The organism is Streptomyces sp. NPDC050806, assembly GCF_055586425.1.
The window spans coordinates 273,736-296,366 of sequence record NZ_JBVJIF010000005.1; the positions used below are offsets into that span (position 1 = coordinate 273,736).

At 71.1% G+C, this 22,631-nt stretch carries 19 protein-coding genes and 1 pseudogene; 7 read left to right on the forward strand and 13 right to left on the reverse strand.

The window, feature by feature from the left end:
• Window positions 1-31: 31 nt before the first annotated feature.
• From ACZ6WH_RS17325 to ACZ6WH_RS17345, 5 genes are read right to left on the reverse strand one after another with little or no spacing between them, the layout of a single operon-like run.
• Window positions 32-559 (reverse strand): formaldehyde-activating enzyme, encoded by a 528-nt coding sequence (locus tag ACZ6WH_RS17325; RefSeq protein ID WP_469729281.1) that lies wholly within the window; start codon window positions 557-559, stop codon window positions 32-34.
• 4 nt (window positions 560-563) lie between these two features.
• The gene (locus ACZ6WH_RS17330; RefSeq protein ID WP_469729629.1) at window positions 564-1,988 is read right to left on the reverse strand and encodes an MFS transporter; all 1,425 of its coding nucleotides are present in this window, start codon (window positions 1,986-1,988) and stop codon (window positions 564-566) included.
• A 24-nt stretch (window positions 1,989-2,012) separates the two neighbouring features.
• The gene (locus ACZ6WH_RS17335) at window positions 2,013-3,467 is read right to left on the reverse strand and encodes an NAD-dependent succinate-semialdehyde dehydrogenase (RefSeq protein WP_469729282.1); all 1,455 of its coding nucleotides are present in this window, start codon (window positions 3,465-3,467) and stop codon (window positions 2,013-2,015) included.
• Window positions 3,468-3,526: 59 nt separating this feature from the next.
• The gene (locus ACZ6WH_RS17340; RefSeq protein WP_469729283.1) at window positions 3,527-4,306 is read right to left on the reverse strand and encodes an IclR family transcriptional regulator; all 780 of its coding nucleotides are present in this window, start codon (window positions 4,304-4,306) and stop codon (window positions 3,527-3,529) included.
• Between the two features lie 50 nt (window positions 4,307-4,356).
• The gene (locus ACZ6WH_RS17345) at window positions 4,357-5,475 is read right to left on the reverse strand and encodes a zinc-binding dehydrogenase (protein WP_469729284.1); all 1,119 of its coding nucleotides are present in this window, start codon (window positions 5,473-5,475) and stop codon (window positions 4,357-4,359) included.
• A gap of 349 nt (window positions 5,476-5,824) precedes the next feature.
• Between ACZ6WH_RS17345 and ACZ6WH_RS17350 the strand changes: the two genes are divergently transcribed.
• The 5 genes from ACZ6WH_RS17350 to ACZ6WH_RS17370 all read left to right on the forward strand — a co-directional run bounded on the left by ACZ6WH_RS17350 (window position 5,825) and on the right by ACZ6WH_RS17370 (window position 11,838).
• Window positions 5,825-6,391, forward strand: a complete 567-nt coding sequence (locus ACZ6WH_RS17350) for a glycerol-3-phosphate responsive antiterminator (RefSeq protein ID WP_469729285.1) — start codon at window positions 5,825-5,827, stop codon at window positions 6,389-6,391.
• A gap of 274 nt (window positions 6,392-6,665) precedes the next feature.
• Entirely contained in the window at window positions 6,666-7,970 is a 1,305-nt protein-coding gene (locus tag ACZ6WH_RS17355) for an MFS transporter (RefSeq protein WP_469729286.1), read from the forward strand.
• Between the two features lie 53 nt (window positions 7,971-8,023).
• Window positions 8,024-8,800: an SDR family oxidoreductase gene (locus tag ACZ6WH_RS17360; RefSeq protein ID WP_469729287.1), complete on the forward strand. Its 777-nt coding sequence runs from the start codon at window positions 8,024-8,026 to the stop codon at window positions 8,798-8,800.
• An 86-nt stretch (window positions 8,801-8,886) separates the two neighbouring features.
• The gene (locus ACZ6WH_RS17365) at window positions 8,887-10,350 is read left to right on the forward strand and encodes an FAD-binding oxidoreductase (RefSeq protein ID WP_469729288.1); all 1,464 of its coding nucleotides are present in this window, start codon (window positions 8,887-8,889) and stop codon (window positions 10,348-10,350) included.
• A gap of 60 nt (window positions 10,351-10,410) precedes the next feature.
• A complete protein-coding gene (locus tag ACZ6WH_RS17370) occupies window positions 10,411-11,838 on the forward strand; it encodes an FGGY-family carbohydrate kinase (RefSeq protein WP_469729289.1) in 1,428 nt (475 codons plus the stop codon).
• Window positions 11,839-11,871: 33 nt separating this feature from the next.
• Here ACZ6WH_RS17370 and ACZ6WH_RS17375 read toward each other — a convergent pair whose 3' ends face one another.
• From ACZ6WH_RS17375 to ACZ6WH_RS17390, 4 genes and pseudogenes are all read right to left on the reverse strand, one after another.
• Window positions 11,872-13,350 (reverse strand): cellulase family glycosylhydrolase, encoded by a 1,479-nt coding sequence (locus ACZ6WH_RS17375; RefSeq protein WP_469729290.1) that lies wholly within the window; start codon window positions 13,348-13,350, stop codon window positions 11,872-11,874.
• A 94-nt stretch (window positions 13,351-13,444) separates the two neighbouring features.
• On the reverse strand, window positions 13,445-13,585 hold the full coding sequence (locus tag ACZ6WH_RS17380; RefSeq protein WP_469729291.1) for a hypothetical protein: 141 nt from the start codon (window positions 13,583-13,585) through the stop codon (window positions 13,445-13,447).
• Between the two features lie 463 nt (window positions 13,586-14,048).
• Window positions 14,049-14,330 (reverse strand): annotated as a pseudogene (locus ACZ6WH_RS17385) (cupin domain-containing protein); the annotation flags it as partial.
• A 29-nt stretch (window positions 14,331-14,359) separates the two neighbouring features.
• Window positions 14,360-14,638 carry an aldehyde dehydrogenase family protein gene (locus ACZ6WH_RS17390; RefSeq protein WP_469729292.1) on the reverse strand — a complete coding sequence of 93 codons (279 nt, stop codon included), beginning with the start codon at window positions 14,636-14,638 and terminating at the stop codon, window positions 14,360-14,362.
• On the opposite strand from ACZ6WH_RS17390, the gene ACZ6WH_RS17395 reads away from it, so the two are divergent.
• A complete protein-coding gene (locus tag ACZ6WH_RS17395; protein ID WP_469729293.1) occupies window positions 14,627-15,157 on the forward strand; it encodes an SLC13 family permease in 531 nt (176 codons plus the stop codon). The genes ACZ6WH_RS17390 and ACZ6WH_RS17395 overlap by 12 nt on opposite strands.
• A gap of 77 nt (window positions 15,158-15,234) precedes the next feature.
• Here ACZ6WH_RS17395 and ACZ6WH_RS17400 read toward each other — a convergent pair whose 3' ends face one another.
• The 4 genes from ACZ6WH_RS17400 to ACZ6WH_RS17415 all read right to left on the reverse strand — a co-directional run bounded on the left by ACZ6WH_RS17400 (window position 15,235) and on the right by ACZ6WH_RS17415 (window position 20,944).
• The gene (locus ACZ6WH_RS17400) at window positions 15,235-16,725 is read right to left on the reverse strand and encodes an aminobutyraldehyde dehydrogenase (protein ID WP_469729294.1); all 1,491 of its coding nucleotides are present in this window, start codon (window positions 16,723-16,725) and stop codon (window positions 15,235-15,237) included.
• 63 nt (window positions 16,726-16,788) lie between these two features.
• Complete coding sequence (dapA, locus tag ACZ6WH_RS17405; protein ID WP_469729295.1) at window positions 16,789-17,688, reverse strand: 4-hydroxy-tetrahydrodipicolinate synthase; 900 nt, start codon at window positions 17,686-17,688, stop codon at window positions 16,789-16,791.
• A gap of 52 nt (window positions 17,689-17,740) precedes the next feature.
• Window positions 17,741-19,120: a protoporphyrinogen/coproporphyrinogen oxidase gene (locus tag ACZ6WH_RS17410; RefSeq protein WP_469729296.1), complete on the reverse strand. Its 1,380-nt coding sequence runs from the start codon at window positions 19,118-19,120 to the stop codon at window positions 17,741-17,743.
• A gap of 372 nt (window positions 19,121-19,492) precedes the next feature.
• Window positions 19,493-20,944: an alanine/glycine:cation symporter family protein gene (locus ACZ6WH_RS17415; protein WP_469729297.1), complete on the reverse strand. Its 1,452-nt coding sequence runs from the start codon at window positions 20,942-20,944 to the stop codon at window positions 19,493-19,495.
• A gap of 596 nt (window positions 20,945-21,540) precedes the next feature.
• On the opposite strand from ACZ6WH_RS17415, the gene ACZ6WH_RS17420 reads away from it, so the two are divergent.
• On the forward strand, window positions 21,541-22,527 hold the full coding sequence (locus tag ACZ6WH_RS17420) for an Ldh family oxidoreductase (RefSeq protein WP_469729298.1): 987 nt from the start codon (window positions 21,541-21,543) through the stop codon (window positions 22,525-22,527).
• Window positions 22,528-22,631 lie beyond the last annotated feature (104 nt).

The following is a 22,631-nucleotide window of genomic DNA, read 5'->3' on the forward strand; positions in this document are numbered from 1 at the left end:
TGCCGACCTCGCGGGAATCTCGCTGGGCCGCTCAGACGACGCCGTAGAACGGGTGCGTGAGCCGGTCGCGGTCGGCCACCAGGCGGGCCGCGTCCTCGGGCGCCCGGCCCAGGACGGTTTCCCGCAGGGCCGCTGCGGTCGCCCGGCGGGCCGCGTCCCGTACCTTCTCGTGGGACTTCGCCTCCGGGTTGAGCCAGAGGGAGACGAACACGAGCACGCTCTGGTCCGCGGGGAGGAGGTCGGCGGCCACCGTGTCGAGGACGGCCTGGGCTGTGCCGACCTGGCAGGCGCCCGAGACCAGGGAGGAGAGCAGTTCGGTCTCCGGAGCGGTCTTCGACAGCATGATGGTGGGCGGGTTGACGGTCTCGTAGGACGGCTGGTCCGGGCCGACGCAGACGAGGATCGGTGTGAAGCCGGTGGTGGGCCCGGCGAAGGTGGACGTCATGGACGCGGCGGTCGCCGAACCACGCTCCGCCAGCAGCACGTTGACGTGCACGCCGTCGGGGTTGGTGCCGCCCCAGCCCTGGGCGATGCGTCCGTCGAGATCGGTTACGGTCACGGTGTCAGGCCTTTCGTACGGGGTGCGCGGCCGGTGTGTCGGCCGTGCGGGTGGTGTGGGGTTCCGTGGTTGCCTCGTGGCCTTGGCGCCCGCCCGTGCGGGCGAGGGAGCGGCCGTTGGTCTCCGGAGCGAGGACCGTCGAGGTGAGACCGCCGGCCAGGCAGACGCCGGCGGTCATGAGCAGCGTCGGCGTGGTGCCGAGGGCGGTGAGGGAGAGGGGGAGCAGGAACGTGCCCACCGCGGCGCCGATGCGGGAAGCCGCGGCGGACACCCCCATTCCCGTGGTGCGGACGGAGGTCGGGAAGACCTCCAGCGGATAGACGCCGGGGAGGATGCTCATCACCCCGTAGACGAACAGGTACAGGAAGAAGCAGCAGACCGTGACCGCGTGCGGCAGGTGCCCGTGGAACGCCATGGCCGCCAGCGCCGCCGCCGTGACGAACATCGGCGTGATGAGGATGGCGCGCCGCCCGACCCGGTCGATGAGCCACCAGCCCAGCGCCGCTCCGACCAGCGCCACGCAGGTGCCGAACAGGGCCGTGAGCAGGGGGTCGGAGATGCCGAGGGTGGCGAGCACGTCGGCCTGGAAGAACGTCAGCGCGAAGTACGGCAGGACGATGCAGATCCAGAACACGCAGCAGAAGAGCGTACGGGCGATGTAGTCCGGCTGGAACAGGGCGCGGAAGGCGCCCGCGCCGGCCTCCTCCGTCGGCTCGTCGGCGAACTCCGCGTCGTCCGGGGCCATGCCGAGGTGCTCGGTGAGGATCTCCGCGGCTTCCTCGTGGCGGCCGCGGGCGATCAACCACCGGGGGGACTCGGGCAGGCCGTGCCGCAGGGCCAGCACCGCCGCCGCGGGGACGGCGCTCAGGCCGAGCGCCCACCGCCAGGCGTCCGGATCGGACCTGGTGATCAGGAAGCCGAGGGAGAACGCGGCGACGTATCCCACGTTCCAGAGGATCTCCAGGACGCCGAGGTAGCTCCCGCGGCTCTCCGCCGGCGTGAACTCCCCCAGCAGCGGGGAGCCGATCGCGTAGTCACCGCCCACAGCGAAGCCCAGGACGACGCCGAGCGCGACGATCTGCCACGGCGCTGTGACGAAGTACATCAGCACCGACGCGACGAGGAACAGCGACAGGTCGACGGTGAACATCCGCCGCCGGCCGATCCGGTCGGTGAGGTGCCCGATGACCGGCCCGCCGGCGATGGTGCCGACGAGCGTGGAGGCGGAGATCATGCTCAGCCACAGGGGAGTGGTGCCCAGGTCCCGGCGGAACGCCGGACCGGCGACCACCACGGCGATGCAGGCGAAGACGAATCCGTCGAGGAACATGCCGCCGCCGGTGGCGACGGTCAGCCGGCGCAGGAAACGGCGGCGACGGCCGTCTGCGGGCTGCGGTGCGATTCCGCCGCGGGAGGCCGCGGGCGACATCGAGGTCACGGTCTGCTGCTTCCTTCAGAGGGCCACGGCCAGGTACTGGGTCTCGAGGTACTCCTCGATCCCCACATGGCCGCCCTCGCGGCCGAGACCGGAGGCCTTCACACCGCCGAAGGGAGCGCCGGCCTCCGAGACGACACCGGTGTTGACGCCGACCATGCCGGCCTCCAGGGCCTCGCCGACCTTGAGGGCGCGCGTGAGGTCACGGGTGTACAGGTAGGCCGACAGGCCGTACGGGGTGGCGTTCGCCCAGGCCACGGCCTCGTCGTCGGTGTCGAAGACGGAGACCGGGGCGACGGGCCCGAAGATCTCCTCCTGGGCGATGCGCGCGTCCGCCGCGACATCGGTGAGGACGGTGGGCCGGAAGAAGTAGCCCTCGCCCTCGATCGGGGCGCCGCCGGTGAGTACGGTGGCGCCGGAGTCGACGGCGTCGCGTACGAGCGCGGCGACCTTGTCCCGCTGCCGTGCGTCGATGAGCGGGCCGAGGGTGGCGGCGGTGTCGAAGCCGCCGCCGGGCCGCAGCTCCGCGACGCGCGCGGTGAACTTCTCGGTGAACTCCTCGGCGACGTCGCGGTGGACGAGGAAGCGGTTGGCGGCGACGCAGGACATCCCGCCGTTGCGGAACTTGGCGGTCATGGCGCCCGCGACCGCGGCGTCCACGTCGGCGTCGGCGAAGACCAGGAACGGGCCGTTGCCGCCCAGCTCCATCGACGTGCGCTGGACGTGCGCCGCCGACTGCCCGATGAGGGTGGAGCCGACGGCGGTGGAGCCGGTGAAGGAGACCTTGCGCAGCCGCGGGTCGGCCATCAGCGCGGCGGACAGCGCCGCCGGGTCGGTGGTGGGCAGCAGGTTGACCGCTCCGTCGGGCATCCCGAGACCGGCCAGGACCTCGACGAACAACGCGGCCGTCAGCGGGGTCTGCGCGGCCGGCTTGAGGATCGTGGTGCAGCCGGCGGCCAGGGCGGCGCCGACCTTGCGGGTGAGCATGGCCAGCGGGAAGTTCCACGGTGTGACCAGCAGCGAGGGGCCGACGGGACGGCGGGTGGTGACGATGCGTCCGGTGCCTGCCGGGTTGGGTCCGAAGTCGCCGTGCACGGCGGGCGCCTGCTCGGAGAACCAGCGCAGGAACTCGGCCCCGTACGCCACTTCGCCGCGCGCTTCGGCCAGCGGCTTGCCCATCTCCGCCGTGATGACCGCGGCGAATTCGTCGGCCCGCGCGGTCACCGCGTCGAACGCCGTACGCAGCCACTCGGCGCGCTGCCGCGGGGAAGCGGCGGCGAGTTCGGGCTGCGCGGCGACGGCGGCGTCCAGTGCCGCCCGGCCGTCGTCCACGGTGGCATCGCAGACCTGGGCCAGGGCGGTGCCGTCGGCGGGGTCCTCGACGGTGAAGCGGGCGTCCGTCGCACGCCACTTGCCGGCGATGTGGAGCCGGGTGTCGATGGCGGCGACCGCCGTGCGGGCGGAGTCGGTCATGAGGTGGGCCTTCCGGTGTGATGGTGCGTAGGGGGTGGCAGCGGGGCCGCCACCCCCGGTCAGAGGTAGCGCCGTAGCTCCTCGGCCCCCGCGCGGAGGTCGGTGAGCAGGCGTTCCGCGTATGCGGGGTCCACGGAGTTGGTCGGGACGCACGCGGTGACGGCGGCGACCGCGGCGTCGTCATGGTCGAGTACGGGGACGGAGAAGCAGGAGAGGTTGCGGGAGGTCTCCTCGACCTCGCTGGCCCAGCCGTTGTGCCTGGCCGCCGTCAGTTCGGCCCGCAGCTGCTTCTCGTCGTGGACGGTGGAGGGGGTGATCGGGTGCAGGCCGGCGTCGAGCACCGGGCGCAGCGCGGCCTCGTCGCGGAAGGCGAGGATCGCTTTTCCGCAGGCGGAGGCGTATGCGGGCAGTCGCCGCCCGACCCGGGTGAAGAGCCGGACCGGCTGGGTCGTCTCGACGAACGCGACGAAGGTGACCTCCGCGCCCGTGAGGACGCCGAGCTGGATGGTCTCGTCGTGCTTGTCCCTGATGCGTTCGGCGACGGCGTAGAACGGTGCGATCAGCCCGGTGTAGACGTACTGGGCGGGTCGTGCGTACGCCGCCAGCCGGGCGCCCAGGACGTACCGGCCGTCGTCCTCCTTGGCCACGACACCCAGGTCGTGGAGGGTGGCGAGGACCCGGTGGACGGTGCTCTTGGGCAGGTCCAGCTCCCGTACGAGGTCGCTCAGGCGCAGCCCTTCGCTCCGGCCGGCCAGCTCGTCCAGCAGGGCGAATGCCTGGGCCACGGCGGGGGCCCGGTATGGGGAGGGGGTGTTTCCGGTGTTCTCCAGGTTGGTCATGGGGTCCACCTTTCCCTCTCGTGCTGCCGGTGCGCTGCGGTGGGCCCGTGTTACCGGGCGAGCCGCTCGTCGACGACGACCACACCGCGCCGGTTCCGGCCGCCGGCCATGTCGGCGAAGGCGGTGTCCAGCTCCTCGAAGCGGTAGGTCTGCGAGACGAGCTTGTCGATGGGCAGCCGGCCGCTCTGGAAGAGCGAGAGGAGCTTGGGGATGTCCTGGGTGGGGCGGCTCGACCCGTAGAGGCTGCCGGTCAGGTACTTCTCCTCGCGGACGAAGCGGGCGCCGGGGACGCTGGCGTAGGCGTCGGCGGAGGGCACGCCGACGCAGACCACGGTGCCGCCGGGAGCGGTGGCGTCGAAGGCCTGCTCCAGCAGCCCCTCCTTGCCCACCGCGTCGATGGTGACATCGGAGCCGGCGCCGCCGGTGAGGGCGCGGACGGTGGTGACGACGGGGTCGGACGGGGCGAGGGTGCGGGTGGCGCCGAAGATCATGGCGCCCTCGCGCTTCTCCGGGTCGGGGTCGACCACGATGATCTGGTCGGCGCCGGAGAGCTGCGCGGCCATGATGGCGCTGAGTCCTACGCCGCCGGCGCCGTAGACCAGTACGGCATCTCCGGGGGCGACCCGGGCGCGGTTGACGACGGCCCCGTATCCGGTGAGGACTCCGCATCCGGCGAGCGCCGCGACCTCGAAGGGCACCGCTTCGGGAATCTTGATGGCGCTGGCCGCCGGTACGACGGTGTGGTCGGCGAAGGTGGAGAGGAAGGAGTAGTGGTGGATGTCCTGGTCGCCGTCGTGCATGCGTACGGTGCCGTCCAGCAGGGTGCCGGCCAGGAGCGCCGGGGCGCTGGCCGAGCAGAGGACGGGGCGGCCGGCCTGGCAGAAGCGGCACGCTCCGCAGCTGGGCATCCAGGACAGTGCGACGTGGTCGCCGGGTGCCACGTGCGTGACGCCGGCGCCGGTCTCGACGACCACCCCGGCGCCTTCGTGTCCGAGCACAGTCGGGAGCGGCGAGGGGGTGTGGCCGCTGCGGGTGTGGGCGTCGCTGGCGCAGACGCCGGTGGCCGCGATCTTGACGAGGACCTCGCCCTGCTTCGGGGGATCGAGGGTGATCCGGCAGAAGTCGTGGGGCGCGTTCAGCTCACCGAGCACGGCAGCGGTGATCTCCATGGGACAGCTCCTTGTGTCGCACGCGGCCCTCGGGGCCGGGGGAGAAGAGAGAAGAAGAGAAGGTGCGCAACGGGCAGGCGAGGGTGGCCTGCAGGGGATGACGGTTCCACATATGGAACCTGTCCCAGAAGTGCGTACCGGGAGTCTGTGACGGGCACTTCCGCCGTGTCAAGGGGTGCAGTGCCGCGGAGTTGACCGGGCTTTTCACCGGGCCGTCCGCCCCGTCCGTGACATCCCGCGCCCGCCCGTTACCCTGCTCCGGGGATGACGGCCGGGGCCACGTGGCGCACCGTCACCCCGCCCACCAGGCACCCGCACTGCGGGCCGCCGCCGCACGGAAGAGGTCGTCATGCAAGAACCGATGTCCCGCGTGCTGGAGGACCACCCGGTCGTCGCCAGCGTGAAGGACGAAGCGGATTTCCGCGCCGTCCTGCGGTCCGACTGCGCCGTCGTCTTCCTGCTCTACGGCTCGCTCATGAATCTGCCCGAGCTGGTGGCGACTCTCAAGGAACACGGGAAGACCGTCCTGGTCAACGTCGACCTGCTGGAGGGGTTCGGCGGCAAGGAGATCGTGGTGACCTACGTCAAGGAGCGGACCGCCGCCGACGGCGTGCTCAGCTCCAAGGCGCACATGGTCCGGGCCGCCCGCGAGGCGGGCCTCTTCGCCGTGCACCGCTTCTTCCTCATCGACTCCCTGTCGTACCGCAACCTCGCCCGGCAGGTACGGCTCTCCAAGGCGGACTGTGTGGAGATCCTGCCGGGCTGCATGCCCCGGGTCATCGGCTGGGTGGTGGGCGACATCGACGTGCCGCTCATCGCGGGCGGGCTCGTGTGCGACCGTGACGACGTCTTCGCCGCCCTCAAGGCCGGCGCGGCCGCCGTGGCCTCCTCGAACCATGACGTATGGGTCATGTGAACACCACGGAAATTGGGGGTTGACACCCCCGGTTGAGCCGACTTAGCGTTCAACCTGCGACTTCCGAAGAGGGCAGTCGCCACACAATCGCATATCGGCCCCGGACGTGTCCGGGGCAGTTACTAGAGACCAGAGAACAGTAACTCCTCACCCGGTGGGGATTACTGTTCTTTTTTTGTGCCCGGAAGCGGAGCTGCCGGGACCGTTCCACAAAGAGGTGGCCACCGTGAACCCAGCGCGAAAGCGCCCGTCTCAGGGTCCCAAAGGTGCGGCGATGACCGGGGCACAGAAATGGATCAGTTTTCTGACCCTCTCCATGACCTGCGGAGTCATCTTCCAGGTCGCCTACATCCGATTCGTCTTCCTCGGCCCCACAGCGCAGGCGCTGGAACTGTCGGCGCAGGACTACGGCAATGTCGTCTCGATTTTCGGCGTCACGGCGATGGTCATGTACTTCTTCGGTGGCTGGTTCGCGGACCGGTTCGCGCCGAAAAAGCTCATCATCACCGCGCTGGCCGGTACCGGACTTGCCGATCTGTTTCTCGGTACGGTGCCCGGATACTGGGGAACGCTGGCCGCCCACGTGTTCATGGCCGTCATGGGAATGGGGCTTTACTGGGCGGCCCTGGTGAAGGCGATCGGAATGCTCGGGGACACCACCGAGCAGGGCCGCCTCTTCGGTTTCCTGGAGGGAATCCGCGGGGTCACCTCCACGGTCGTCGGCCTCGCCGGGACGGGCATCGTGGCCGTCTCCGTGGCGGAGTCGGCGGGCGTCCTGTGGCTCATCCGCATCTACGGCGTCCTCTGCTTCGTCTTCGCGCTCCTCGTGCACTTCCTGGTACGGGCCGACGAGGAACGGCTGGCGGAACTGGGCCGCAGCGCGGTGACCCTGCGTCAGCTGTGGCGGGCCGCCAAGAACCCCTTCACCTGGCTCATCGGCAGCAGCGTCATGCTGATGTACTGCTTCTACACCACGCTGGGGTACTTCTCCCCGCTGCTGGAGTACCGCTACGGCGTCGCCGCCGGACTGATCGGCGTGATCGGTGTCGTACGGACCTACGTCTTCCAGTTCGTCGCCGGCCCGGCCGGGGGAGTGGTGGTGGACAAGGTCACCCGCTCGACGCCGCGCTTCCTGCGCTGGATGTTCGTCGGCTGCGCCGTGATCGCGCTGCTCTTCCTCGTCATGCCCCGCTCCACCACGTTCATGTGGCCGGCGCTGGCCCTGATGTTCGTCCTGTGCCTGCTCGTCTTCGCCAGCCGCGGGGTGTACTGGGCGCAGGTCGGCGAGGCCGAGGTGCCGGAGACGGAGCGCGGCGGCGTCATCGGCCTCGCGTCGGGCCTCGCCTACCTCCCCGACGCGTTCCTCCCGACGCTGTGTGCCTGGTGGATCGGCGACCCCTCCGCACGTCCCGCGATACCGGAGCACGGCGGCGGCTTCACCGCGCTGTTCGTCTTCCTCCTCGCCGTGGCGCTGCTCGGCACCCTGCTGACGACCTTCACCGAGCGCGCCCGGGTACGCCGCGCCGCGGCGGCCGCGCAGCCCGCCGCCGTGGACGACGCGGTACCCGTGACCACCTGACCCGCGCTCCCCACCGCTGCTTCCCCGTGAACACCGAACGACAGGCAACAACCATGGACATCACCGAGTTCTCCACGGACTTCTTCTCCCTGGCAGGCCGCAACGCCATTGTCACCGGCGGCAATTCGGGCCTCGGGCAGGCCTTCTCCCTCGCCCTGGCGAAGGCCGGTGCCGACGTCTTCGTACCGAGCATCACCGAGGACGACGGCACCACCCGCAAGCTCATCGAGGGAGCGGGCCGCCGGATGGAGTTCATGGAGTGCGACATCACGCGGGACGGCGTGCCCAGGCAGGTCGTGGACGCCTGTGTGTCCTCCCTCGGCTCTGTCGACATCCTCGTGAACTGCGCCGGCATCTGCCGGAACGCACCCGTGGAGGAGTTCGGCCGCCGGGAGTGGGACCCCATGGTCGGGGTGAACCTCACGGCCCCCTTCGACCTGACCCGCGAAGCGATGCGCCACATGATCCCGCAGGGCTCCGGGAAGATCATCAACATCGCGTCGATGTTCTCGTTCCTCGGCGGCCAGTGGTCGCCCGCCTACGCCGCCACCAAGCACGCCATCGCCGGACTCACCAAGGCGTACTGCGATGAGCTGGCCCAGCACAACATCCAGGTCAACGCGATCGCGCCGGGCTACTTCGCCACGAAGATCACCGAGGACACCCGGTCGAACCCGGAGACCAACCAGCGCGTGCTCGACCACATCCCCGCCGGCCGCTGGGGTGACGTCGCCGACCTGATGGGCACCACCGTCTTCCTGGCGAGCCGCGCCTCCGACTACGTCAACGGGCACGTGCTGCCCGTCGACGGCGGCTACCTGGTCCGCTGACCCTGCCCACCCCGAACGGCCGCCCGGTCACCACCGGCACCCCTGCCCCCACACCGCACCACCCTGCAACCCAGAGGAAGAATCCCATGGCCAAGTCCCTGTCGAAGCTGGGGCGCGAGGACATCGTCGCCCGTCTCCAGGAGATGGTCGGCGAGGACCACGTCGTCACCGACCAGCAGCAGCTGCGCGAGGCGAGCGTGGACCGCTTCAAGAAGTACACCTCCGTGCACGGCATCTACGACGGCCCGTTCCCCGCGGCCATCGTCAATGCCACCCGCACCGAGGACGTCGCACGGGTCCTCGCCTTCGCCGACGAGAACCGCATCAACGTCGTGGCGCGCACCGGCCGCACCGGCACCGAAGGCGGCCTGGAGACCGCAGTGGAGGACACCATCGTCCTCGACGGCTCCGCCATGAACGCCATCGTCGCGATCGACACCGAGAACATGCAGGCCACGGTCGAGTGCGGCGTACCGCTCCAGGTCCTGGAGGACACCCTCCGGGAGCAGGGCTACACCACCGGTCACTCCCCGCAGTCCAAGCCGCTCGCGCAGTACGGCGGCCTGGTGTCGACCCGGTCCATCGGACAGTTCTCCACGCTGTACGGCGCCATCGAGGACATGGTCGTCGGCCTGGAGGCGGTCTTCCCCGACGGCACGGTCACCCGCATCAAGAACGTCCCGCGCCGCGCCGCGGGCCCGGACATCCGGCACATCGTCATCGGCAATGAGGGCGCGCTGTGCTACATCACCGAGGTCACCGTCAAGATCTTCAAGTACACGCCCGAGAACAACGAGTTCCACGGCTTCCTCGTCGACGACCTGGCCACCGGCATCTCCATCATCCGTGAGGTGGTCACCAACGGCTTCCACCCCTCGGTGGTGCGCGTGTACTCGCCCGAGGACGCCCGCCAGCACTTCGCGCACTTCTACCACGGCAAGTGCGTCGTCGTCTTCGTCGCCGAGGGCCCCAAGGGCATCGTGCGGGCCACCAGCGAGGAGATCGAGCGGGTCGCCGCGCACTACGCGCACGAGACGGTCGACCCCGCCCTCATCGAGAACTGGTTCGACCACCTCAACTGGGGCCCCGACAAGATCGAGGCCGAGAAGCAGACCATGCGCGAGCGGGGTGAGCTGGGCTACACCACCGAGGTCTCGGTGGACTGGTCCCGCACCGTCGAGCTGTACGAGAACGTCATCGGCCGCATCCGCACGGAGTTCCCCGACGCCGACGACCTCACCATGCTGGGCGCGCACTCCTCGCACAGCTACCAGACCGGCACCAACCTGTACTTCGTCTACGACTACCGGATCAACTGCGAGCCCCGCGAGGAGATCGAGAAGTACCACAAGCCCCTCAACGCCATCATCGTGGAGGAGGCGCTGAAGGTGGGCGGCTCGATGGTGCACCACCATGGCATCGGCAAGTACCGGGCGCCCTGGACGGAGCAGGAGCACGGCACCGCGTACCACATGCTCACCAAGCTCAAGGCGGCCTTCGACCCCAACGGCGTGATGAACCGCGGCACCATCTTCCCGCTCGACTCCTGACCACCCCGCCCGGGGCCGCCGTCCGGCGGCCCCGGGCCCGCGCACCTCCCGGAAGTGAGCATGACGCGCTACTTCATCGGCATCGACAACGGCTCGCAGAGCTCCAAAGTGACCGTCTTCGACGAGCGCGGCCGCGTGGTGTCCGAGGGCCGGCAGGCCCTGCGCCCCTACGACACCCCGGGCCCCGGCATCGTGGAACACCCGGACGACGACCTGTGGACGTCGATCGGTGCGGCGGCCCGCCGCGCCATGGCCGCCTTCCCCGGGGACACCGCCGCCATCGCCGGCGTGGGCCTGTGCACCATCCGCTTCTGCCGTGCCGTCCTGAGGGCGGACGGCACCCTGGCCCAGCCCGTCATGAGCTGGATGGACGACCGTGTGTCCCGCCCGTACGAGCACACCGTGCCCGACGCGCGCTGGGTGACGACCTCCTCCGGCTACGTGGGGCACCGCCTGACCGGCGTCTTCCGGGACACCGCCGCCAACTACGCCGGCATGTGGCCACTGGACTCCGACACCTGGCAGTGGAGCGACGACGAGGAGCCGTGGGCCAAGACCGGCATGCAGCGCGACATGCTCTTCGACCTCGTCATGCCGGGCGACGTCCTCGGCACCTTGACCGCCGCCGCGGCCCGGCACACCGGCATCCCCGAAGGGCTGCCCGTCGTCGCCACCGCCAACGACAAGGCGGTCGAGGCGCTGGGCTGCGGCCTGCACGACTCCGGCACCCTGCTCGTCTCCCTCGGCACCTATGTGGCCGGCATGACGACCGGCCCCCGCAACCTTCCCGACGCCACCGGCTTCTGGACCAACTACGCCTCCGTACCGCACTCCTACCTCTACGAGTCCTTCGGCGTACGACGGGGCATGTGGACGGTCAGCTGGTTCCGTGACCTCCTCGGCGAGGAGGCGGCGGCCGGCGCCCGCGCGGCGGGCCTGTCGGTCGAGGAACATCTGAACGCCAGGGCCGCCGAGGTGCCGCCCGGCTGCGACGGCCTGCTGACCGTCCTGGACTGGCTCGCCCCCACCGAAGCCCCCTACCGCAAGGGCACCGTCCTGGGCTTCGACGGCCGGCAGGGCCGCTACCACATGTACCGCTCGATCCTGGAGGGCCTCGCCCTCACCCTCCACGGCACGGCCGGCCGTATGGCCGGCGAGCTGGGCACGGCCTGGACGCACACCTTGCTCTCCGGCGGCGGATCGAGCTCCGACCTGATGATGCAGATCTTCGCCGACGTGTTCGGCGTCCCGGCCCACCGCGCCGAGGTGCACAACGCGGCCGGCCTCGGCGCCGCGATGTGCGCGGCCGTCGGCACGGGCGCCCACGCCACGTTCGACGACGCGAGGGACGCGATGGTACGCGCCGGAGCGGTCTTCACCCCCGACCCCGCGAACCACGCCCTCTACACCCGCCTGGGCGAGGTGTACCGCAGGATCCAGGACCACACGGACCCGGTCTACCGGGAGACGTGGGACATCACGGGGTAGCCCGAGAGCCCGGTACGGGGCCCCGGTCGCGGGCTAGCGGGCGGTCACCGTCACCGTGACCGTCGTGCCGGGGCGAGTGGAGGGCAGCCGTACGCGGGCGATGCCGTCCGCGATACGCACCACGGCGTCCGGTGCGTCCTCGACGGAGACCCGGGCACCGTGCGGGTAGGCCGTGGCGGGCAGGGTGATTTCGGTCCATGCGCGGTGCGTCGTCCGGCCGGCGGTGAGGTGGAGGCGGTACGTGCCGGTTGCCGGGGCGTACGACTCCTGGCCCGGAGTTCCCGCGACGGCCCGGGCGTACGGTGCGGACGCCGGCTCCTTGCCCGGTGCCGGGCGGCCGTCGGCGTCGCGTACGCAGTAGCCGCCTCCTTCGGCGGCGTCGCAGTCGTACCACATGGCCCAGCCGGAGGCGAAGCCCGGCATCGAGGCGACCTGACGTTGGATCAGTTCCGCGTTGCCGGGCGTGGTGGCCCGGGGCGGGCCCCACTCGCCCACCAGCACGGGCAGCCGGTGCGCGGCCGGGTAGGCGGCGATGGCCGCCTCGTACTTCTCGATGAATCCGCCGGACGGATCCCAGTCCTGCCCGGACTCCACCGCCATGTCGTAGAAGTGCGGCGCGTAGCCGATGCGGTCGGCCCCGGGCCGCGGATCGGTGAAGCCGGGCAGGCTGGTCGGGACGCCCTGGCCGACCAGGACGGTCGGCTCGACGAACAGCCACGCCTGGTGGTCGACGGCCCGTACGGCCCGGATCAGGCGGCGGTACATCGCCGGGAGCCGGTCCTGTTCGAGGGCGACGGAGGCGGCCAGCTGGTTCGCGGGGTCGGTCGGGTCGCCGGGGACCGGACCGAAGGGCTCGTTGAACAGGTCGTAGCCCAGGAGCGAGCGGTGGCCGCGCAGCGTCGCGGCGACCCGGGCGTACGCCCTGGCCTGCGCGGCACGCAGGTCGGGATCGTCGTAGAGGTGGGTGAAGGCGGCCTGGACGGCGGGCTGGAAGTAGTCGGAGAACCAGTCGTCGGGGTTGGGTTCGAAGGGGAGTCCGTCGGTGCGTGTGGCCCAGTCGGGGATGCCGTTGTGCCCGAAGGCCGGGCCGAACACGTCCTGGTGCCAGTCCACGAGCACCAGCACTCCGTGCCGGTCGGCCCAGCCCAGTACGCGGTCGAGGTAGCGCAGGTAGGCGGTGTCGTACCGGCCCCGTGCCGGCTCCACCTTCTCCCACTGGATGTTGAGCCGCTGCAGCGTGAACCCTTCGGCGGCCAGGCGGGCGACGCGCTTTTCCGTGATGGTGTCGGTCTTGCCGAGGTTCAGGCCCCGCAGCGCGAGGATGCGGCCCTGCCGGTCGGTGAGCCGGGTGCGGCCGTCCGGTGTGGTGACCGTGCCGGCGGGCGCGGCGACCGCCGTCGACTCGGCCTTCCCCGCTGCTGCCTCGGCCGATGCCGGAGTATCCGGGACCAGGGCCGTACCGACGGCGAGGAGGAAGGCGAGCAGGGGCGGGACGGCGCGGCGCAGACGCATGTGGCCTCCGATGCGGGCGGTCGGCGAGTGGCCCGAGGGCTCACCGGGACTCCGCATCCTGGCGCCCGGGGAGGCGGTCGGCAAGAGGGCAACGTCACGGGGTGAGGACGGAGTGGACGTGTTCCACCTCGGGCGGAGCGGCGAAATGGGGGCCGGCGAGCGCCCGCCACCGGGCGAAGCCCTCGGAGCCGCGGAAGGTGACGGTGTGGTGTTCGACCGTTTCCCACTGGACCACGAGCCGGTAGCGCGTGGGGTGCTCGGCGCTGCGGTGCAGGTCGATTCCCCGCAGCCGTCGGCCGCGAGGAAGACGGGTACGGCCTCGGCCACTGCCTCCTCGAAGGCCTTCTCCTGGCCGGGGCGGATCTCGATCCGGGCGATCTCGGTGACCATGGTGCGCGGGCTCCTTTTCCTGGGGCGTTGGGGTCCGTTGAGGCGCCGGGGCGCCGGGGTGTTGGGGTGCGGGGACGATGGCGTGTTGGAGGGATGGAGCGCTGGGGTGTCAGGCGCGGGGCGTGGAAGGCTCGGTGTGCTCGGCGTCGACGCGCGCGATGACGCCGGTTTCGACGAGAGTGCGGGTGGCGTCGACCGAGGCGTAGATCCACAGGATGCGCATGGGCTTGGTGGCGGAGGCGTTGCGGAGGCGTTGCGGAGGCGTTGCGGAAGCGGTGGGGCGTGCCGGCGGCGACGTACGTGGTGTCGAAGCGGGTCACGTGGTGTTCGGCGCCGTCGATCTCCACGACGGCGTCGCCTTCGAGGATGGTGACGCTCTCGGGGCAGTTGTGGGTGTGCAGCGGGATGCCGGCGCCGCCCTCGAGGAGCGTCTGGCCGGTGAGGAAGACCTCCGCGCCGACCGCCCGGGTGACCAGGGGGATCGTACGGGCGCAGCCGCCGCGGCCGAAGGAGGGCAGCTCGGCCGGGCGCAGGACGGCGGGCGGGAAGGAGCCGCAGCAGGGCTGGTCGGTGGCGGGGGTGGAACTCATGGTGTCTGCTGCGTTTTCGGGGAAGGGCCTCAGGCGGCCGGTGCGGCGGGGCCGATCCAGACGGTCTTGAGGTTGACGAATTCGCGGATGCCCTCGGCGCCCAGCTCCCGGCCGTAGCCGGACCGCTTGATGCCGCCGAAGGGCAGCCGCGGGTCGGAGGCGACCATGCCGTTGATGAAGACGGCGCCCGCGTCGAGGACGCGGGCCAGCTCGCGGGCCCGGTCCAGGTCGGAGGTCCACAGGGCGGCGCCGAGGCCGTCGGCTTCGCCGCCCTGGGCAGCTTCATGCTGCTCGTGATGCGCAAGCACCTCTCCGCCTTCACCGCCATCATGCTCACGCCGATCGCCGCCGCCGTGATCGCCGGCAAGGGCGCACAACTCGGTGACATGATCATGAACGGCCTGGACACCGTCGCCCCCACCGCGGCCCTGCTCCTCTTCGCGGTCCTCTACTTCGGCCTGATGATGGAGGCCAAGCTCTTCGACCCGATATCGGCCTTCATCATCCGCGCGTCCAAGGGAGACCCGGCCCGTATCCTCGTCGGCACCGCCGTGCTCGCGCTCGTCGTCGCCCTCGACGGCGACGGCACCACCAGCTACATGATCGTCTGCTCGGCCTTCCTGCCGATCTACCGCCGGCTCGGCATCAGCCCGCTCGTCCTCGCCACCCTCGCCACCATGGCGCTGGGCACCATCTCCGGCACCACTCCCTGGGGCGGCGCCGTCACCCGAGGCATCAGCGCCCTCCACCTGAACGCCGGCGACTACTTCGTCCACATGATCGGCCCCATGGCCCTGACCAGCCTCGCCATCATCGCCCTCGCTTAGCGATGCGGGGACGCTACGACACAGCGCCGCCGGGCCCCGCGTTCCGGCGGCGGGGCCCGGCGGCGCTGTCGGGTGGTTCAGCGGCCGTGGTGGTGCATCACGTGCTTGGTGCGGGAGTAGTCGTCCAGGGCGTACAGCGACAGATCGCGGCCGTAGCCGGAGCCCTTGAAGCCGCCCCAGGGGACCTCGTTGGCCAGGGTCAGGTGCGAGTTGACCCAGACGGTGCCGAAGTCCAGGCGGCCGGCGACGCCGTGGCTGCGGCGGGCGTTCTCCGTCCACACCGAGGCGGCGAGGCCGAAGGGGACGTCGTTCGCACGGCGTACGGCCTCGTCCTCGTCGGTGAAGGTCTCCACGGTGACGACGGGGCCGAAGACCTCCTCGCGGGTGATCTCCGCGTCCGCCGGGAGACCGGTGAGGACGGTCGGGGCGATGAAGTAGCCGGGGCCCTCCAGCGCGCCGCCGCCCACCGCGACCTCGGCGCCCTTGTCGACGGCCCGCTCCAGGTGGGCCAGCACCCGGTCGAAGTGGGCCTTGGAGACCAGCGAGCCCATTTCCACGTCCTCGCCGGCGCGCGGATCGCCGACGGTGATGTCGCCCGCCTCGCGCACGAGGTGCTCCACGAAGCGGTCGGCGACCGACTCATGGACCAGGACCCGGCAGCCGGCCCCGCACTCCTGGCCGGAGTTCCAGTACCCGGCGACCCGCAGGGCCGAAGCGGCGGCCTTGAGGTCGGCGTCCTCGAAGACCACGACGGGCGCCTTGCCGCCGAGCTCCAGGTGCACCCGCTTGAGCGTGTCGGCGGCCGCGCGGGCGACGGCCCGCCCGCTGCCGACCGAACCGGTCAGCGCCACCATCGCGATGTCCGGGTGCTCCGCCAGCCGGGCACCGACCGTCGGGCCCAGACCGGTCACGACGTTGACGACGCCCGCCGGCAGCAGGTCGCCGACCAGCTCGGCGAACTTCAGGGTGGTCAGCGGCGTCTGCTCGGACGGCTTGATCACCACACTGTTGCCCGCGGCCAGCGACGGCGCGAGCTTCCACGCCGCCATCATCAGCGGGTAGTTCCACGGCGTGACGACCCCGACGACACCCAGCGGCTCGCGGAGGATGACCGACAGGTGGTCGGCGGCGTACTCCCCGGCGGCCATCGACGTGGTCGCACGCAGGGCACCCGCCATGAACCGGAAGGTGTCGATCGTGCCGTCGACGTCGTCGCGCGCCACGGCGAGGGGCTTGCCCGCGTTCGCCATCTCCAGCCGTACGAGCACGTCGGAGTGCTCGGCGATCCGGTCGGCGATCCGGTGCAGCAGCGCGGAGCGGTCGCCGGGCACCATACGGGCCCACTGCTCCTGAGCGCCGAGGGCGGCGGCGACCGCACGGTCGACGTCGGCGGCACTGCCCTCGGGGATGCGGGTGATCACCTCCTCGGAACACGGGTCGACCACGTCGGTGAACTGCTCGCACGGCGCGTCGCTGAAGGAGCCGTCGATGTAGTGGCGGGCCGGAGGCAGGTCGGCCGCGCTGATGAGGCGCGCTGCCTCGGCGTTGCGGCGGACGTGTGCGGTCATGGGAGTGGCTTCCTTACGTCGTGAGCCGGTCGGAGGTGGGGCGTGCGGCGGCCGGGCCGGCCTTTACCGTGCGGCCGTGCGGCCGGGGAGCGCCTTGAGCGCCTCGGCGATCCGCGCGCGGGTCGCACCGTCCACGGGGAGCATCGGCTCGCGGGGCGGGCCGACCGGCAGGCCGAGCTCCTCCAGCGCGGCCTTGACCGCGGGAATGAAGGGGGCGGACATCAGGGTGTCCATCAGCGGGTAGATCGCGTCCCACTGCTCACGGGCGCGGGGCAGGTCGCCGTCGCGCAACGCACGGTGGACCGCGACCAGTTCGGCGGGCATGACGTTCGCGGTGCCGGCCATGATGCCGGCCGCGCCCTCGGCCACGGCGGTGAGCAGCAGGGCGTCCCAGCCGATGAACGTGGAGATCACGTCGCCGTGGTGGTGGATGAGCTTGCCCGCCTGCGACATGTCGCCGGTGGTGTCCTTGATGTACTGGATGTTCTGGTGCTTGCGGGCGAGCGCGCCGACCGTGTCGGGGTCCAGGTTCACGCCGGTGGCGCCCGGCAGGTTGTAGAGCATGATCGGGATCTGCACGGAGTCGGCGACGGTGCGCAGGTAGTGCAGCGTCTCGTCCATGGTCAGCGGCTCGTAGTAGGGGGTGACGACCATCAGGACGTCGGCTCCGGCGGTCTCCGCGTGCCGCGAGAGCGCGACGGCCTCGCGGGTGCCGACTGCGCCGGTTTGCGCGACGACCGGGGTGCGGCCGTCCGCCTGGCTGATCACGGTCTCGACGAGCAGGCGCCGCTCGTCGCCGGTCATCGCCGCGAACTCACCGGTGGAGCCGCAGGCGACGACGCCGTCGACGCCGCCGTCCACACTGCGGTCGACCAGGCGGCGCAGCAGCTGCTCGTCGAGGGATCCGTCGGCGGCGAAGGGGGTGGCCAGTGCGGTGAGGATGCCGGTCAGTTGCTCGGTCATGAGGAGTCTCCTTGGTGCGTGAGTAGCCGGAAAATCAGTGGCGTTGCTGGGGTCAGAGGGCGCCGGCGAGGGCGTGGTGCGCGGTCTGCCGGTCGGTGGCGAGGATGCTGCGGGCCTCGTGCGCGGCGGAGAGGCCGGAGGAGATGGCGGTCTCGGTGTAGAGGGTCCCGAGGTAGTCGCCGGCCAGAAGTACGCGGCTGCCGCGCCGGGTGAGGGCGGGCTGGAGCTTGGCGCGGCCGGGGAAGCAGTACGGGGCGCCGGTGGGGAAGCGCTGTACGTGGGCCTCGACGACGTGGTCGGCGAAGCCGGGCAGCACCTGGTCGAGGTCGTCGAGGTAGGTGCGCCGGATGGTCTCGTCGTCGTGTTCGAGCAGGTTGCGCGCCAGGGTGCCGGGGGAGAAGGTCATCAGGCTGCTGCCGGGCTGCCGTTCGCGCTCGTGGCCGCGGACGATGTTGGACATGTTGAGCGCCACGTTGAAGGAGCGCTTCGGGGTGGCGATGGCGTAGGCGTCGTCCCACTGCTGCCGGCCGGTCTCGTTCGAGAGGAACGCGGCGCTGACGTAGGGGCCGTAGACCACCTTGGAAAGGGCCTCGCGGACGTCCTTGTCCAGGTCGACGGCGATGCGGTGGGCGACCGTCGCGGGGGTGGCCAGGACGACGGTACGGGCCTCCACCTCCTGCTCGACGCCGTTCTCCCGGTAGCGGACGACGACGGAGTCCTTCTTGTGCACGATCTCGTCGACGGCGGAGTTCAGCCGCAGGTTCGCCCCGAGGGAGGCGGCGATCGCCTCGGTGAGGGTGGAGGGGCCGCCGACGATGCTCTGCGTGAGGCCGCCGCCGATGCCCCACACCAGGCTGAAGTAGCCGATGCCGGCACCGGCGGAGAGCTGGTCGATGTCGGCGGCGGAACGGGTGACCGTCGGCTCGAACAGGGCCTGGGTGTCGGCCGGTACGTCGCCGATGAAGTCCTTGAAGGAGCGCTCGTTGCGGAAGTCGTAGATGCGCTGCTGGCGGGTGGCCTCGCTCTCGCCGGGGCGACGGCCCACGATGCGGGCGTACCGGGCCACCGAGAGCGCGACCTTGGCGCCGGTCCTGACCATGCCGACTCGCGCCGAGAGGGGCATCGGGATGCGGAACGGGTAGGTCTCCACCCGCCCCTTGATGATCGTCTTGCCGTTCATGGAGAGGCCCGACAGTGAGCCGGGCACGTCGACGGCCTCGACGCCGGTGTTGTTCAGCAGCCACCCCGTCGCGGAGTTGCCACCGGCGTAGACGTGGCCGCCCCAGTTGAGGAAGTACTGTCCGCGCCGCTCGGAGCGGATCCGGCCGCCGATGCGGCTCTCGGACTCCAGCAGCAGCGTGTCCCAGTGCCGCAGACGCCACGCGGCGGAGAGGCCGGCGATACCGCCGCCGACGATGACCACGTCCTTCATGGGATTCCTCTTTCTCAACGCTGGGGCCGCGCGCGGGGGCAGGGGGCCCGACAGGGGCGGAGGGGGAGTGCCGGATGGGCAGAAGATGAGGGGGCCGCCGCCGTGGAGCACCTGCGTACTCCCGTGCGCGACTGCCCTCACACTAAGATGTGATCACAGATCACACAATGGATTGCGGGCAAGTTTCCGCGGGGTGATTTCCGGCCCCGCCGGGGTGGCCCGCGGGGGCTCGCCGGGGTGGTCCGCACGGCACCGCAGAAACCCGCGCCGAACTGCGAAAACGCCAGCAGGGGGTGCCCGGCCTCCCACCGGACACCCCCTGGTCGGGGCGGTACGAGCGGGGGGTCGTCCGCCCGTACGCGCCCGCTTTTGTCAGGCCGGCTCCGTCTCCCGCGCCTGCGGCTTCTCCTGGACCCAGAACGACGCACCGCTGATGCCGAGCCGCTCAGGGTCGAAGACGGGGTCCAGGCCGTCCCGCCGCTGCTGGTCGTAGTCCCGGATCACCTTGCGCACGACCGGGGTCAGCAGGAGCACGCAGCCCATGTTCAGCCAGCCGATGAGTCCGTACCCGATGTCCCCGGCCGCCCACATGGTGTCGGCGTTGATCACCGTGCCGAAGAAGCTGATCGCTAGTGTGCCGACCTTCAGCAAGGTCTCCACGAACCGGTTGCCCTTCTCGCCGAAGAGGAACGCCACGCTGGTGGAGGCGACGTAGTAGAAGAACACCATCGAGGTGAAGGCGAACATCAGGATCGCCACCGCGACGAAGACCGAGCCCCAGCCCGGCAGGCCGGTATCGATCGCCTCCTGGAGGAAGTTCGGCCCGGCGACGGCACCGGGGAGGTTGTTGACGACGAAGCCGCCGGCCGGGTCCGTCACGTTGTAGGCACCGGTGATGACGATCAGCAGGCCGCTCGCCATACAGATCAGCAGGATGTCGACGTAGATGCTGAACGCCTGGATGATGCCCTGCTTGCCCGGGTGCGAGGCGCTGGCGGCAGCGGAGGCGAAGGTGCCCTCACCGAGACCGAGCGCCGAGGCGAACACCGCCCGGCGCACACCCCAGGCCACCGCGTAGCCGATCAGGCCGCCGAAGAGCTGGTCGGTCCCCATCGCGCTGCGGACGATGAGCAGCGCCGCCTCCGGTACCCGCTCCAGGTTCAGCGCGATGACGACGACGGCCGTCAGGACGTAGCCCAGCGACATGAAGGGGACGACCGCCTGGGCGACGTTCACGATGCGGCGGGTGCCGCCCACGACGACGACGCCGAGCACGGCGGTGACGAGGAGACCGGTCATCCACGGCTCGATGCCGAAGGCCAGCTCGGCGCTGGAGCCGATGTTGTTGGCCTGGATGCCGGGGAAGACGAAGCCGTAGCCGGCCAGCGTCGCCACGGCCACGACCGCGGCCAGCGCCGGCGCGCGCAGCCCGTACTTGATGTAGTACGGCATGCCGCCGCGGTCCTCGCCCTGGATCCGGCGCTTGTAGACCTGGGCCAGGACGGACTCGGCGTAGGCGCAGGTGGAGCCGAAGAGCGCCGTGATCACCATCCACAGGATGGCGCCGGGCCCGCCGGAGGCCACGGCCGTGGCGACGCCCGCGATGCTGCCGACGCCGACCCGGCTCGACAGGCTCAGCGCCAGTGTCTGGAGCGAGGACAGCTCGCCCTCGCCGGACTCGCTGGACCGCAACTGTTTGATCATGTCCGGCAGGCGACGGAACTGCACGCCCCTGGTGAGCAGGGTGAAGAAGACGCCGAGACCCAAGGCGAAATAGGCCATGGGGTTCCAGATCCACCCGCTGATGGTGGAGAGCATTTCCATGTCGAAGACTCCAGCAGTTCGGTCGTCCGGAGGGCGCGAGGGCTTGGGGCCGGGGGCGAGATTCGCCGCCCCGCAGCCGGTCGAGGGGGGTTGGCCCGTGGCGGTGCCCAGGGACGCGGGAAGGCGGGCTAGGGGTACTCGCGGGGCGGCCTGAGGGAGCCACCCTGGTGGCTGCCGCTCGGCTTCTGCGGAACCCTAGGTTGTGATCACAGATCACACAAGAGATTGCGGAGAGTTCTTCCCTCGGACATCCGGAAGTCGGCAGTGGCGCGGAAAACCTCAGCAACGCCCTTGTCAACGCTCTACGCGCTCTCGCATACTCTCCACTCGCGCCGCACCCCACCGCGTCGTACGGACGCACCGGTGCAAGCGCTCGGCCGTGCTCGGCATCGGCCGATCCGGCGTCCCCGCACACCGCACCATCCACCGACGGTCTCCCCAACCACCCGCGGACGACCGCCACTTCCCGTACCGCACCGGCGATGCCGTCGGCAGCCGCCACCCCTCCGCACGGCGCGCCCGGACACCCACGCCGTCGCGCGGCGACCCTTCACCGGACGCCGCGCCCGCCCACCCCCGCTCTCACCGGAGAACGCATGACCGCGACCACCACTGTCACCCAGGACGAACTCGTCACGCTCTGCACCCGGGCGCTGCGGGCAGCGGGGGAGGAGCCCGAAGCCGCCCGGATCCTGGCCCGGGCCGTGGTCGACGCCGAACGCGCGGGGAACCCGGCCGTCGGTGTGACGCATCTCTTCGACTACCTGGAGTCGTACCGCGCCGGCCGCATCGCGCCCGGCGCCACCCCGGACGTCTTACGCGTGACACCGTCCTGCCTGGTCGCCGACGCACGGGACGGCCTGGCCCAGGTCGCCTTCGAGGCCGCGGCGCCCGCCCTGTTCGACGCCGCCGAGGAAGCCGGCATCGCCGCGTTGTGGATCCGGCGCTCCTACACCTGCGGCGAACTCGGGCACTACGGCCGCCGGGCCGCCGAGCGCGGACTGGCCGCCGTGGCCTGCGCGAACAGCCCGGCCCTCATGACGCTGGGCGGATCCGGCAGCGCGGTGCTCGGCACGAACCCGCTCGCCTACGCCTTTCCACGCGCCGGCGAACCCCCGCTGGTCATCGACCAGGCCTCCGCGCAGACCGCGTACGTGAACGTCAGGCGGGCCGCCGAGGCCGGCGAACCGATCCCCGCCGGATGGGCCGTGGGACCCGACGGCACGGCGACCACCGACGCGTCTGCGGCACTGGCGGGGGCGCTCCTCCCGTTCGGCGGCCACCGCGGTGGGAACGTCGCCCTCCTGGTGGAACTCCTCGCGACGCTCGCCGGCGGGACGTTCTCGGTGGACGCACCGCCCTTCGACAGCGGCACACAGCCCCCGGGCATCGGCGTCTTCATCCTGTGCCTGAACCCCGGGGCGTTCGGCGGCGCGCCCGACCGCACCGCCGCTCACCTCAGCAGGCTCCGCGACGAACACGCGGTGCGCCTGCCCGCGCTCGAAAGAGCCGCTCTGCCCGACGTGGTGCACCTCGATGCGGAGACGGCCAACATGCTGCGCGCCGCGGCCGAAGCCGGGTGATCAGAGCCGGCGACGCCTCGCGTCATGAGTTCGGGTCGTCGAACGGATCGTCGTACTGATCGAGGAGATCCTCCGTCGACGTCTCCGCTCGCGGCGTCAACGCG

Bases quoted from the DNA above. Each gene is read 5' to 3' on its own strand.
- ACZ6WH_RS17330 (WP_469729629.1), bottom strand. From the start codon at position 1,988: ATGTCGCCCGCGGCCTCCCGCGGCGGAATCGCACCGCAGCCCGCAGAC.
- ACZ6WH_RS17335 (WP_469729282.1), bottom strand. From the start codon at position 3,467: ATGACCGACTCCGCCCGCACGGCGGTCGCCGCCATCGACACCCGGCTC.
- ACZ6WH_RS17340 (WP_469729283.1), bottom strand. From the start codon at position 4,306: ATGACCAACCTGGAGAACACCGGAAACACCCCCTCCCCATACCGGGCC.
- ACZ6WH_RS17345 (WP_469729284.1), bottom strand. From the start codon at position 5,475: ATGGAGATCACCGCTGCCGTGCTCGGTGAGCTGAACGCGCCCCACGAC.
- ACZ6WH_RS17350 (WP_469729285.1), top strand. From the start codon at position 5,825: ATGCAAGAACCGATGTCCCGCGTGCTGGAGGACCACCCGGTCGTCGCC.
- ACZ6WH_RS17355 (WP_469729286.1), top strand. From the start codon at position 6,666: ATGACCGGGGCACAGAAATGGATCAGTTTTCTGACCCTCTCCATGACC.
- ACZ6WH_RS17360 (WP_469729287.1), top strand. From the start codon at position 8,024: ATGGACATCACCGAGTTCTCCACGGACTTCTTCTCCCTGGCAGGCCGC.
- ACZ6WH_RS17365 (WP_469729288.1), top strand. From the start codon at position 8,887: ATGGCCAAGTCCCTGTCGAAGCTGGGGCGCGAGGACATCGTCGCCCGT.
- ACZ6WH_RS17370 (WP_469729289.1), top strand. From the start codon at position 10,411: ATGACGCGCTACTTCATCGGCATCGACAACGGCTCGCAGAGCTCCAAA.
- ACZ6WH_RS17375 (WP_469729290.1), bottom strand. From the start codon at position 13,350: ATGCGTCTGCGCCGCGCCGTCCCGCCCCTGCTCGCCTTCCTCCTCGCC.
- ACZ6WH_RS17395 (WP_469729293.1), top strand. From the start codon at position 14,627: ATGCGCAAGCACCTCTCCGCCTTCACCGCCATCATGCTCACGCCGATC.
- ACZ6WH_RS17400 (WP_469729294.1), bottom strand. From the start codon at position 16,725: ATGACCGCACACGTCCGCCGCAACGCCGAGGCAGCGCGCCTCATCAGC.
- dapA (WP_469729295.1), bottom strand. From the start codon at position 17,688: ATGACCGAGCAACTGACCGGCATCCTCACCGCACTGGCCACCCCCTTC.
- ACZ6WH_RS17410 (WP_469729296.1), bottom strand. From the start codon at position 19,120: ATGAAGGACGTGGTCATCGTCGGCGGCGGTATCGCCGGCCTCTCCGCC.
- ACZ6WH_RS17415 (WP_469729297.1), bottom strand. From the start codon at position 20,944: ATGGAAATGCTCTCCACCATCAGCGGGTGGATCTGGAACCCCATGGCC.
- ACZ6WH_RS17420 (WP_469729298.1), top strand. From the start codon at position 21,541: ATGACCGCGACCACCACTGTCACCCAGGACGAACTCGTCACGCTCTGC.